Source organism: Bacillus sp. DX4.1 (genome assembly GCF_030348195.1).
Lineage (GTDB): Bacteria > Bacillota > Bacilli > Bacillales > Bacillaceae_G > Bacillus_A.
The window spans coordinates 4,590,568-4,603,298 of record NZ_JAUCFT010000008.1 but is presented as its reverse complement, the minus strand read 5'-3'; the positions used below and the strand labels follow the sequence as shown (position 1 = coordinate 4,603,298).

The following is a 12,731-nucleotide window of genomic DNA, read 5'->3' as shown; positions in this document are numbered from 1 at the left end:
TTAAAAAACCGACACAAAGCCCTTCTTTTTAGGAGGGAGAGAGCATCCGGCCATGCATAGAAGCGGTCAGATCCTTTTCCTGCCCCAGACACAGTGGAAATAAAGAGAGAAAACGAGTGCAGGTCACCTTTTGTTATCCATAGCCGCGACTTATATGTCGAAAAATCAAAATGGATTAATATAAAACACGTGTATAAAGTCGATAGCTTACTATTTTAAAAGTAGGTTATCGGCTTTTTTGATTTTTTACGAGCGGGATAGAAAGGATTATAGTAGAGCAGGGGGTGTTGTTCTATGTTAGAAGGGCGTCAAATGCTGTTAGAAGAACTTGCAATATCAAAAGATAAATTAGCTCGTTTACAAAAACAAGGATATGTTTCTTTCGAACGCGGTGTCGTGCAGACATCTTCACGTTACTTGTGTCAGCGCTGCGGGAACAGAGAACAACGATTATTTGCTTCGTTTTTATGTAAGCGATGTAAGCAGCAGTGTACGTATTGCCGGAAATGTATCATGATGGGACGAGTGGGAGAATGCACAGTACTTGTTCGTGGTATCCGGGATTTAGAAAGAACCCCAGTGCAACGTGCCTTACGGTGGGAAGGAACATTATCGCAAGGGCAGAAACTGGCAGCACTTGGCGTAACGGAGGCTGTGCGGCAAAGAGAATCATTTTTCATATGGGCGGTTTGCGGAGCTGGTAAGACAGAAATGCTGTTTTACGGTATAGAAGAGGCGCTTCGAAAAGGCGAGCGCATATGTATTGCGACACCACGTACCGATGTTGTACTCGAACTATATCCGCGTCTTCAAACGGTTTTTCCGGGCATACCTACTGCTGCGTTATACGGTGGGAGTTTGGAACATGAAAAGGAAGCTAGACTTGTCGTTTCCACAACGCATCAGTTGCTGCGCTATTATCGGGCATTTGATGTCATGATTGTCGATGAAATTGATGCTTTTCCCTATTCTATGGATAGGACGCTACATTATGCTGTCCAGCAAGCGAGTAAAGAGCGAGCAACTCGTATTTACTTAACAGCAACTCCATCCGATAAATGGAAACGAAAACTTTGGAATGGAAAACAAAAAGGTGCTATTATTCCAGGGCGTTATCATCGTCATCCTTTACCAGTTCCTCGTTTTCGATGGTGCGGAAATTGGAAGAAAGCACTAGAGAAAAAAAGAATACCTCGCGTTGTCTTAGAATGGCTCCATATGTATCTCCTCAAACAATATCCCATCTTTTTATTTCTTCCACATGTACGTTATATCGAAGAAATAAGTATGCTGTTAAAAGAATTTGATGTACGAATTGAAGGTGTTCATGCAGAAGATCCAAGGCGAAAAGAGAAAGTCGCTGCGTTTCGAAAGGGGGATATTCCATTGCTAGTAACAACGACGATTTTGGAACGTGGCGTGACGGTAGCAAATTTACAAGTTGCTGTATTAGGGGCAGAGGAAGTCGTTTTTTCAGAAAGTGCACTTGTACAAATTGCAGGTCGTGTTGGCAGAAGCAGTAGCGCACCAAAAGGTGATGTGCTCTATTTTCATTACGGGAAAACAGAGGCGATGTTACGTGCAAAACGGCATATTCAATCTATGAATAAAAGAGCGAAGAAGCAAGGGCTGATTGACTGATGCATTGTTTACTTTGTGACGATGTAATTTCGAACTTTGCTAGTTGGTATTCGTTTTTTGTACAGGCAGAAATGCGTTGTATATGCGAACAATGTGAACAAAAGCTTTCCTATATAGTAGGAGAAATTTGTGACGACTGCGGACGTCCCTTTCACACTCTTTCTCGTGAATATAGAGAAGGGGATATTTGCCGAGATTGTTTAAGATGGAAGGAAGACGAAACATTGCAACCTGTAAAAAATCGATCCCTGTATGCATATAATGATTGGATGAAAGAAGTGTTAGCCCGTTTTAAATTTCGGGGTGATGCTGTGCTCGTTCAAGTCTTTGCAGCTGCCTTTGTCACCTCGTTTCAAAGGTATTTTTCTGATTGTCATCATGTTATTCCAATTCCTCTTAGTGTAGAGCGTGAATATGAACGTGGGTTTAATCAAGCGGAGTTATTAGCCGCTTGTTTACCAATCACAATTTTGCAAACATCTTTAAGTAGAAAAGATATGGAAAAACAAAGTAAAAAAACGCGGATAGAGAGACTTTCACAATCGAACCCCTTTTACTTTCAGAAAGAAGAAACGTTTGCTGGGCAACATATTTTACTCATTGATGATGTGTATACGACCGGGATTACAATCAGACAAGTTGCGCGGTGCTTGTATGAAGCTAAAGCCAAAACCGTTTCTAGTCTTACTCTTTGCCGGGGATAAAGTAAGATTATTAAAGGGTATCCTCACGGTGAGAGAATGTCGAAAAGTACAATAAAAAGACGACAAGTCTTCTTTGACTTGATGGTTTGTCATTCGTTATAGTCAAACTATGGGGCATATGCCCTTATTTTTAGAGTGAAGGGAATGGAATGAACATGCAAGGAAAAGTAAAATGGTTTAATGGAGAAAAAGGTTTTGGCTTTATTGAGCGTGAAGACGGTGATGATGTTTTTGTTCATTTTTCTGCAATTCAGCAAGATGGGTATAAGTCGTTGGAAGAGGGACAAAAAGTTGGATTTGACATTGTAGAAGGCGCGCGTGGACCACAAGCAGCGAATGTTGTGAAGTTGTAAGGGTTATAGAGAATTGTTTCTATACAAACATAGAGCTGCTTTTGTGGCAAGCGTTTCATATAATTAGAAAATCCCCGTAGCGATGCGGGGGTTTTTATTGTAAAGAAAGTATTGTCAAAAAGTTGTTTCTTTTCTGTAACGAATTGTCCATACTTATATCCTTTATTTATGATGTAAATAGGATAAACTGATAGTAGAAACGATGCATCTTTTCTTTTCAACAAAAAACGATAAAAAATTGCAATTTCGCTAACTTTTTCAAAAAAGTTAGAAGGAGTTTTTAACCCTTTGTCGAAAGTGTATACATAGGCTTGAAAGGAGGAATTCATCTATGAAATTCAACATTCGTGGTGAAAATATTGAGGTAACTCCAGCATTAAAGGATTATGTAGAGAAAAAAATTAGCAAATTAGAGCGTTATTTTGATACATTTCCAGAGATTAAAGTTAACTTAAAAGTATATTCTGACAAGCAACGTGTCGAGGTAACAATCCCATTCCCGGATTTATTACTTCGTGCAGAAGAAACTCATAGCGATATGTACGCTGCAATTGATTTAGTGGTTGATAAAATTGAGCGACAAATTCGTAAACATAAAACAAAAGTAAATCGTAAATTCCGTGAAAAAGGATCTACTAAAAATGTCTTCATTCTTCCAGGGCAACCAATGGCTCAAGAGGAAGTTGTAGAGGATGAATTAGAGCTTGTGCGTACAAAACGATTTGATTTAAAACCGATGGACGTAGAAGAAGCGATTCTACAAATGGATATGCTAGGGCATAACTTCTTCGTCTTCACTAATGCGGACACTGATGAAACTAATGTTGTATATGGCCGTAAAGATGGAAAATATGGATTAATTGAAACAAAATAATAAGTAGAAAACGCAGCTGTAATAGGCTGCGTTTTTTTTGATTGCAATTTGCATGCGGAGGTTCAAGTAAGGGTCAGGGAAATATGTGGAGGCTTCTTATTTTTTATTTTAGGATGGTGCACGTGGTCGATTGTTGTCATAGCTATAAAACAAGTGTTACAATTATCATTAGGTTTATACTTTTTTGGGGTTTTTAAAATTAGGAGAGAAAATGGCAGGAAAATAAATTAGCTTTATATAACGACTGATTGGTGAACAGAAATAAATAGCACTGTCGGAAGTTTTATTTTAATAAAAGAGGAGCGTATTTCCCATGATCGGTATTTTAAAAAAGGTGTTTGATATAAACCAACGCCAAATTAAACGTATGCAAAAAATCGTGGATCAGGTAGAAGCACTAGAGTCGTCCATTACACCGCTAACTGATGAACAGTTAAAAGGAAAAACGATTGAGTTTAAAAATCGTCTTACGAAAGGTGAGACAGTAGATGATCTATTACCAGAAGCTTTTGCGGTTGTTCGTGAGGCGGCGACACGTGTTCTGGGTATGCGTCCGTATCCTGTGCAAATAATGGGTGGTATTTCCTTGCATGAAGGGAATATCGCTGAGATGAAAACAGGGGAAGGTAAAACATTAACTTCTACATTACCTGTTTATTTGAATGCTTTAACAGGTAAAGGTGTTCACGTTGTTACAGTCAATGAATATTTAGCACAGCGTGATGCAAGCGAAATGGGGAAACTACATGAATTCCTTGGTCTTACAGTAGGGATCAACTTAAATAGCATGTCACGTGAGGAAAAACAAGCCGCTTATGCTGCAGATATTACGTACAGTACAAATAATGAGCTTGGTTTTGACTATTTACGTGACAACATGGTGCTATATAAGGAGCAACGCGTACAGCGTTCTCTCCACTTTTCCATCATTGATGAAGTCGATTCTATTTTAGTCGATGAAGCACGTACACCGCTTATTATTTCTGGACAAGCACAAAAATCAGCAGAATTATATATGTTTGCAAATGCATTTGTACGTACATTAGCAGATGAAAAAGAGTATTCATTTGACGTGAAAACGAAAAACGTTATGTTAACAGAAGAAGGGATCAATAAGGCAGAGAAAGCCTTCCATATTGAAAACTTATTCGATTTAAAACATGTTACACTTCTTCATCATATTAATCAGGCCCTTCGTGCACACGTTGTTATGCACCGCGATACAGATTACGTTGTACAAGAAGGCGAAATCGTAATTGTAGACCAATTTACAGGGCGTCTTATGAAAGGTCGTCGCTATAGCGAAGGTTTGCATCAAGCGATTGAAGCAAAAGAAGGCGTAGAAATTCAAAACGAAAGTATGACGCTTGCAACAATTACATTCCAAAACTACTTCCGTATGTATGAAAAGTTATCAGGTATGACGGGTACTGCAAAAACGGAAGAAGAGGAATTCCGCAATATTTATAATATGAATGTTATTGTAATTCCAACAAATAAACCGATTGTTCGTGATGACCGTGCTGATTTAATTTTCAAAACGATGGAAGGGAAATTCAATGCAGTTGTAGACGATATTGTAAAGCGCCATAAAAACGGACAGCCTATTCTTGTTGGTACGGTTGCGATTGAAACATCCGAGCTCATTTCAAAAATGTTAACGCGCAAAGGTGTACGTCATAACATCTTGAATGCGAAAAACCATGCACGTGAGGCGGATATTATTATAGAGGCAGGTTATAAAGGTGCAGTAACAATTGCAACAAACATGGCCGGTCGTGGTACGGATATTAAACTGGGGGAAGGCGTAAAAGAAGCTGGTGGCTTAGCTGTTATTGGTACGGAACGCCATGAGAGTCGTCGTATTGACAATCAGTTGCGTGGTCGTTCTGGACGTCAAGGGGACCCTGGTGTAACACAATTCTACTTATCAATGGAAGATGAACTGATGCGCCGCTTCGGTTCTGATAATATGAAGGCGATGATGGATCGTCTTGGTATGGATGATACACAGCCAATTGAAAGTAAAATGGTATCTCGTGCTGTAGAATCTGCACAGAAACGAGTAGAAGGAAATAACTATGATTCACGTAAACAGCTGTTGCAATATGACGATGTACTTCGTCAGCAACGTGAAGTGATCTATAAACAGCGTCAAGAAGTAATGGAATCTGCCAACTTACGCGGCATTATTGAAGGTATGATGCACGCTACTGTAGAACGAGCTGTAGCACTTCATACGCAAGAAGAGATTGAAGAGGATTGGAATATCAAAGGTCTGATGGACTACTTACATGCAAACCTTCTTCAAGATGGTGATGTAGCGGGAGAAGAAATAGGTCGCCTTGCACCAGAGGAAATGAGCGAGCTTATCTTTGCAAAAGTAAAAGAACGCTATGATGAGAGAGAAACAATTCTACCGGAAGAACAAATGCGTGAATTTGAGAAAGTTGTTGTATTCCGCGTTGTAGATACGAAATGGATGGATCATATCGATGCAATGGATCATCTTCGTGAAGGTATTCATTTACGTGCGTATGGTCAAATTGATCCGTTACGTGAATATCAAATGGAAGGATTCGCAATGTTTGAATCAATGATTGCTTCCATTGAAGAAGAAATTTCTCGTTACATCATGAAAGCTGAAATTGAACAAAACTTAGAGCGACAAGAAGTAGCACAAGGTGAAGCAGTTCATCCGAAAGATGACGGTGAAGAGGCGAAAAAGAAACCAGTTGTAAAAGGTGACCAAGTCGGACGTAACGACCTATGCAAATGCGGAAGCGGAAAAAAATATAAAAACTGCTGTGGTATTGGGAAATAAAGAAAAGTGGAGGCGGCTCGTTTAGAATGTGAGGAAGAAGCGAAGCCACCGAGCATTCTAGCCGCCGGAACTGGACAAAAAGAAAAGCGGATGTGGCTCGTTTAAAATCGGAGGACGTTGGAGGCCCTGACAGAGAGGCGCTTTTTGCCTCGTCCGAAGGGGTGAAACGACCGGAGATTTTAGCCACAGGAGCTAGACAAAAAGAAAAGTGAAGCCGACTGTTTAGTCCTGTTGGCTAAGGTTCTTTCGCACAGAAAGTGATTTGTACTTTCTCGTGCGGAAGGTTCTTAGACATGAGGGACTAGGAGGCGGAACTAGACAAAAAGAAAAGCAGATGTGATTCACAAAGTTTTTCTCTAGAAATGGAAAATTTTTAAGGATATCCATATAATAAAAAGAGCTAAACTCTCTCTGTAAAAAGCGGGGAGAGTTTCCCTTGTTTCCATATAAAAGTAACAGTAATTACATAGAGGTGAAGAGAATGGAATTAGTAGAAATCAGACAAGAATTAGAGAAAATGGCTAAGAGATTAGCGGCTTTTAGGGGGTCTCTTTGACCTCCCTGGAAAAGAAAAACGTATCGCAGAATTAGAAGAAGTGATGATGGGTGCAGGCTTTTGGGATGACCAAAGAGGTGCACAAGTTGTTATTAATGAAGCAAATACATTAAAGGATATGGTTGGTAAGTTTACGGATCTCAATGAAACATTTGAAAATCTAGAAGTGACACATGAACTTGTAAAAGAAGAATATGATGAAGAGTTACACGTAGAACTTGAAGCTGAAGTAAAGTCTTTAGTCGAAGAAATGAATGAATACGAGCTGCAATTATTACTGAGCGAAGAATATGATAAAAATAATGCAGTTTTAGAGTTACATCCGGGTGCAGGTGGAACGGAATCACAAGATTGGGGTTCTATGCTGTATCGTATGTATACGCGTTGGGCTGAAAAACGCGGTTTTAAGGTGGAAACATTAGACTACCTTCCTGGTGATGAGGCGGGTATTAAAAGTGTTACGATATTAATTAAAGGTCATAATGCTTATGGCTACTTAAAAGCAGAAAAGGGTGTCCATCGTCTTGTACGTATTTCACCATTTGATGCATCTGGACGTCGTCATACGTCGTTTGTATCTTGTGAAGTAATGCCGGAATTTAACGATGATATTGAGATTGAAATCCGTACTGAAGATTTGAAAATAGATACGTACCGTGCAAGTGGTGCAGGTGGACAGCACATTAATACGACGGACTCTGCGGTTCGTATTACGCACATCCCGACAAATGTTATTGTAACGTGTCAATCTCAGCGTTCGCAGATTAAAAACCGTGAACATGCTATGAAGATGTTGAAAGCAAAGCTATATCAAAAGAAACTAGAGGAACAACAAGCAGAACTGGATGAAATCCGTGGAGAACAAAAAGAAATTGGCTGGGGTAGCCAAATTCGTTCTTACGTATTCCACCCATATTCTCTTGTGAAAGACCACCGTACAAATACGGAAGTTGGTAACGTTCAAGCCGTTATGGACGGAGAAATTGACGCGTTTATCGATGCGTATTTACGTTCTCGCATTTCCTAAGAAAAAAGCCAACATATTGTTGGCTTACATGCGAGGAAAATAGAAAGAATGAAGAAGTATATCTTTTCTTTTATTTAGAAGGAAAGAGCGAGGGAGAGAAGTTGGACTAACAACTTCTCTTTTTGGTGGGCGTAGTTTTATGATACAAGGTCGTATATTGTTTTGTAAAAAGTAGAAAATATAAGAATCACACATGCAATTGATAAGGAAATCATACAAGATTTTCCCTTTATGTTTTTAAGAAACGGATTCTTTGTAATAGTTTGCAGTTGTTCACAGAATTGAAACAATTGCAGAAAAGCGCTGTATTAGTAGGTTTCTTATGTGTGTTGTTAAAATTATCCTGTATAGGTTAGTTTTTCTTTGCTAGGAAAATTATTATAATGCTAGTGAGAGCTCGATTGGTGAGAGCTTCCCATCAGTGGGAGATGAAAAACTTGTCCACTGATAGAAGTTTCACTTTACGAAAAGAAGGGCATTGACAGTGGGGAGCGATATATATGAAAAAGAAATTGTTGGCTATTGTGTTAGGAACATCATTAGTTCTTGCCGTAGGAGCGTGCGGGAAGAAGGAAGAGAGTAAATCTTCGAATCAAGCTGCAAGTACCGATAGTGCTGAAAAAATTTATCAAAAAAGCTGTGCAGGTTGTCACGGTAATGACTTAGCTGGTGTTACCGCGCCTAGTCTAAAGACAGTGGGCGGTAAATATGGAAAAGAAGATATTGAAAAAATTATTACAAAAGGTCGCGGTGCTATGCCAGCAGGCTTAATTCAAGATGAAGAGGCAAAAAAAGTGGCAGAATGGTTAGCGGAAAAGAAATAAGAAAAGCGAACAAAAATTTTAGCAGCAGGAGCTAGACCATAAGAAAAGTGAAGCTGACTGTTTAGCCCTAAGAAATGAATGGAAACTTTAGTCACGGGAATTGATTGCTCAGTCTTAGTGGCTAAGTTTCTTTCTTTTGTATGAAGGTTTTTTTGGGGAAAAGCTAGGTTATAAGACAAGGATTATTTCTCCCGCTATTTGCGGGCGGTAATATCCCCACTGATTAAAGCTTCAGTTTATGATAGAAACAAGCATGTAAAAGCAGATGGACCTACTATGTGATAGTTAGAAATAACCTCTTGTTGACAATAGGATTTTTGGATTACCGCTGTTTTGTCACTTTTTCGCACGTTGTGTAACACAACTGTAATAAAAATGTATCCGAATTGGAAACCGAATAATGTTACAATATAGTTTGTAGAATTTTGCTGAAACATGTACATAAATAGTGGCAAGAGGAAATGTTACTGTTGTTTTGGAACAAAAGACATGCTTCGATAGGTTTGAAGTTACAACAAGATCATAAGTAATAATGGGAGTACTTGCTTTCATGTGAAGATAAGTAGAAAAAGTATGTCGAAAAAAATCATTAGTATTGGGTGATAAATAATGATAACAATGACGAATGTGTATAAGGAGTATCCAAATGGTATGAAAGCCATTGATGGGCTCACAGTTAAAATCAAGCAAGGTGAATTCGTATATGTAGTTGGACCGAGTGGAGCCGGAAAATCTACGTTTATTAAGATGATGTATCGTGAAGAAAAACCATCAACAGGGTCTATTAATGTGAATGGGCTTGTAATTGAAACGTTGGCTGAGCGAGATGTACCTTATTTCCGACGTCAACTAGGCGTAATTTTCCAAGACTTTAAATTGCTACCTAAATTAACGGTATATGAGAATGTAGCGTTTGCTTTAGAAGTAATTGAAGAAGAGCCTGAGGTAATTCGTGAGCGTGTTATGGAAGTATTAGGTCTTGTTGGTCTTGAGGATCGTGCGGATGCACTTCCAAATGAACTTTCAGGTGGAGAGCAACAGCGTGTTGCAATTGCGAGAGCGATTGTGAATCGTCCGAAGGTTGTAATTGCCGATGAACCAACAGGTAACCTTGATATGGAAACGGCATTGGATATTATGAGTATTTTCAAGCGCATTAATGAACGTGGTACAACAATTATAATGGCGACGCATAACTCGGATATTGTAAATACAATTCGCCATCGTGTTATTGCAATCGAAGGTGGAAAAATTGTTCGAGATGAGATTGAGGGAGGATACGGATATGAAGACTAAAACCCTTAATCGACATTTACGAGAAGGTTTAAAAAATCTATCCCGTAATGGATGGATGACATTTGCTTCTGTAAGTGCGGTAACAGTTACATTATTACTTGTAGGTGTCTTTTTAACAGCGATTATGAATATGAACCACTTTGCAACGAAAGTGGAGCAAGATGTAGAAATGCGTGTACACATTGATCCAGCAGCGAAAGAAGAGGATCAAAAGAAATTAAAAGAAGAGATTGGCAAGATTGCAAAAGTAGATTCTATTAAATTCTCTTCAAAAGAAGAAGAATTAAAACGTTTGATTAAAAGTTTAGGTGATAGTGGGAAAACTTTCGAGTTATTTGAACAAGATAACCCATTAAAAAATGTATATATTGTAAAAGCAAAAGAACCAACAGATACAGCTACAATTGCGAAAAAAATTGAAAAAATGCAATTTGTATACAATGTACAATATGGTAAAAATGAAGTGAAGAAACTGTTTGATACAGTAAAAACAGGTCGTAACATTGGGATTGTATTAATTGCTGGTCTTTTATTCACAGCGATGTTCTTAATCTCTAACACGATTAAAATTACAATCTATGCGAGAAGTACAGAAATTGAAATTATGAAACTTGTTGGGGCGACAAACTGGTTCATTCGTTGGCCGTTTCTATTAGAAGGCTTATTCTTAGGTATACTCGGTTCAATTCTTCCAATTGCCGTGATTTTATCTTCTTATAATTCACTTCAAGGTATGTTTAATGAGAAACTTGGTGGAACGATTTTTGAACTTCTTCCATATAGCCCATTTGTATTCCAACTTTCAGGATTATTAATGCTAATCGGTGCGTTAATTGGTATGTGGGGAAGCGTTATGTCTATCCGTCGTTTCTTAAAAGTGTAAAAAGTTGCAAACATAATTCGTACAAGCTTATCATATAGTAGAAATAGGAAAAGGCATCGCACAATGTGTGATGCCTTTTCCTACACCATTGTGTGTTTTGGAAAGGGGAACTCCGCATTGAAACGTAGAGTTGCGATTATTGGAATGATTATGGCATTTTTAGTTGGTGCTGGTGGAATGTTTGCGGGAATGCATGTATTGGGAAGTAATCCATATATGGCGCAAACGATGACAGGAGATAGTACCGGTGTAAAACAAGCGGATTTGAATAAAATTCGTGAGGCGTATGCACTTATTGATTCACGTTATGTGGAAGACGTGAAAGACGACAAGCTTGTTGAAGGAGCAATACAAGGGATGTTGTCCACGCTGAAGGACCCGTATTCCACGTATATGGATAAAGACACAGCGAAGCAATTTAAAGAGTCGCTTGATCCAGAGCTAGAAGGTATCGGTGCTGAAGTGAACAAGACAGATGGTAAACTTATCATTGTATCTCCAATTAAAGGTTCACCGGCTGAAAAAGCAGGTATTAAACCGAATGATCAAATTTTATCGGTAGATGGAAACAGTGTAAAAGATTTATCACGTGAAGAAGCAGTATTAAAGATTCGTGGTAAAAAAGGAACGACCGTTACACTTGAAGTAAAGCGTTCAGGGGTAGTGGATCCACTAGACTTTAAAATTAAGCGTGAAAAAATTCCTATTTTTACGGTGTTTAGTTCTGTAAAGAAAGAGAATGAGAAAAATATTGGCTATATACAAATTACATCTTTCTCTGAAAATACAGCGAAAGAATTTACAGATCAATTGAAAGAGCTTGAAAATAAAGATATGCAAGGGCTTGTCATTGATGTCCGTGGAAATCCCGGAGGCTATTTAAATAGTGTTCAAGATATTTTGAAATTAATCATGACAGAGAAAAAGCCAATGATGCAAGTTGAACAACGAAATGGAAAAAAAGAGAAGTTTTATACTTCACTAAAAGAGCGAAAATCATATCCAATTTCAGTATTAATTGATAAAGGAAGTGCATCGGCTTCAGAAATTTTAGCGGGAGCATTAAAAGAAGGCGAAGGGTATGCATTAATTGGTGAAAATACATTTGGGAAGGGTACTGTTCAGCAAGCCGTTCCATTTACAGATGGTAGCAATATTAAACTTACAATGTTTAAGTGGCTTACACCAGATGGCAATTGGATTCATAAAAAAGGAATTGCCCCAACTGTGGAAGTAAAGCAACCAGATTATTATCATGCAACGCCAATCCAAATTGAGAAGACACTTTCTTATAATACAAACGATGTACAAGTGAAACATGCACAAGAAATGTTGAAAAGTTTAGGATATGCAACAGGGCGTGAAGATGGTTACTTTAGTAAAGAAACAGAATCTGCAATAAAAGCATTCCAAAATGCGAACGAAATGGAAGCAACAGGAAAGCTTGATAAAAAGACAGCAGAAGCGATTCAAAATAAAATTATTGAAAAGATTCGTTCCGGTGAAAATGATCTACAACTACAAGCAGCATTAAAATTAATGGCGAAATAATAAAGTTGAACCAATCGGGCATTAACGAGCAGTATTAACCCTACCTCAAAGTTCTGCAAGAAGAAAAGAAATTAGGAGGGGATAAACTGCCCGCGAATAGCGAGAGAAAAAATACAGGCATGTTTTATCGCCTGTATTTTTTTATGCATGTTAAACAAACGTTTGTTTAGTTGTGATAAGATAAAAGGAGATTACTAT

Annotated in this window: 10 protein-coding genes; all 10 read left to right on the top strand. The window is 38.4% G+C overall.

Translation table 11 applies throughout. From position 1 onward, the window contains the following. Positions 1-294: 294 nt before the first annotated feature. Complete coding sequence (locus tag QUF99_RS26550; protein WP_289374073.1) at positions 295-1,641, top strand: ATP-dependent helicase ComFA; 1,347 nt, start codon at positions 295-297, stop codon at positions 1,639-1,641. Continuing rightward, positions 1,641-2,345 (top strand): ComFC family protein, encoded by a 705-nt coding sequence (locus QUF99_RS26545; RefSeq protein ID WP_289374072.1) that lies wholly within the window; start codon positions 1,641-1,643, stop codon positions 2,343-2,345. The genes QUF99_RS26550 and QUF99_RS26545 overlap by 1 nt, the downstream gene beginning before the upstream one ends. A gap of 155 nt (positions 2,346-2,500) precedes the next feature. After that, complete coding sequence (cspD, locus tag QUF99_RS26540) at positions 2,501-2,698, top strand: cold-shock protein CspD (protein WP_289374770.1); 198 nt, start codon at positions 2,501-2,503, stop codon at positions 2,696-2,698. Between the two features lie 331 nt (positions 2,699-3,029). Further along, the gene (gene hpf / locus QUF99_RS26535; RefSeq protein WP_289374069.1) at positions 3,030-3,572 is read left to right on the top strand and encodes a ribosome hibernation-promoting factor, HPF/YfiA family; all 543 of its coding nucleotides are present in this window, start codon (positions 3,030-3,032) and stop codon (positions 3,570-3,572) included. 313 nt (positions 3,573-3,885) lie between these two features. Further along, positions 3,886-6,396, top strand: a complete 2,511-nt coding sequence (gene secA, locus QUF99_RS26530) for a preprotein translocase subunit SecA (RefSeq protein WP_289374067.1) — start codon at positions 3,886-3,888, stop codon at positions 6,394-6,396. 481 nt (positions 6,397-6,877) lie between these two features. Further along, positions 6,878-7,979 (top strand): peptide chain release factor 2 gene (gene prfB / locus QUF99_RS26525; protein WP_289374065.1). Its coding sequence is split into 2 segments (ribosomal slippage): positions 6,878-6,949 and positions 6,951-7,979, totalling 1,101 coding nucleotides; the frame shifts between segments, so codons are not numbered across the junction. 500 nt (positions 7,980-8,479) lie between these two features. Continuing rightward, positions 8,480-8,803 (top strand): cytochrome c551, encoded by a 324-nt coding sequence (gene cccB, locus QUF99_RS26520; protein ID WP_289374064.1) that lies wholly within the window; start codon positions 8,480-8,482, stop codon positions 8,801-8,803. 609 nt (positions 8,804-9,412) lie between these two features. Continuing rightward, the gene (ftsE, locus tag QUF99_RS26515; protein ID WP_289374062.1) at positions 9,413-10,099 is read left to right on the top strand and encodes a cell division ATP-binding protein FtsE; all 687 of its coding nucleotides are present in this window, start codon (positions 9,413-9,415) and stop codon (positions 10,097-10,099) included. After that, on the top strand, positions 10,089-10,982 hold the full coding sequence (gene ftsX, locus QUF99_RS26510) for a permease-like cell division protein FtsX (protein WP_289374059.1): 894 nt from the start codon (positions 10,089-10,091) through the stop codon (positions 10,980-10,982). The genes ftsE and ftsX overlap by 11 nt, the downstream gene beginning before the upstream one ends. Positions 10,983-11,099: 117 nt before the next feature. Beyond that, complete coding sequence (locus QUF99_RS26505; protein WP_289374057.1) at positions 11,100-12,533, top strand: S41 family peptidase; 1,434 nt, start codon at positions 11,100-11,102, stop codon at positions 12,531-12,533. Positions 12,534-12,731: the final 198 nt, after the last annotated feature.

Bases quoted from the DNA above. Each gene is read 5' to 3' on its own strand.
- cspD (WP_289374770.1), top strand. From the start codon at position 2,501: ATGCAAGGAAAAGTAAAATGGTTTAATGGAGAAAAAGGTTTTGGCTTT.
- secA (WP_289374067.1), top strand. From the start codon at position 3,886: ATGATCGGTATTTTAAAAAAGGTGTTTGATATAAACCAACGCCAAATT.
- ftsX (WP_289374059.1), top strand. From the start codon at position 10,089: ATGAAGACTAAAACCCTTAATCGACATTTACGAGAAGGTTTAAAAAAT.
- ftsE (WP_289374062.1), top strand. From the start codon at position 9,413: ATGATAACAATGACGAATGTGTATAAGGAGTATCCAAATGGTATGAAA.
- QUF99_RS26545 (WP_289374072.1), top strand. From the start codon at position 1,641: ATGCATTGTTTACTTTGTGACGATGTAATTTCGAACTTTGCTAGTTGG.
- cccB (WP_289374064.1), top strand. From the start codon at position 8,480: ATGAAAAAGAAATTGTTGGCTATTGTGTTAGGAACATCATTAGTTCTT.
- hpf (WP_289374069.1), top strand. From the start codon at position 3,030: ATGAAATTCAACATTCGTGGTGAAAATATTGAGGTAACTCCAGCATTA.
- QUF99_RS26550 (WP_289374073.1), top strand. From the start codon at position 295: ATGTTAGAAGGGCGTCAAATGCTGTTAGAAGAACTTGCAATATCAAAA.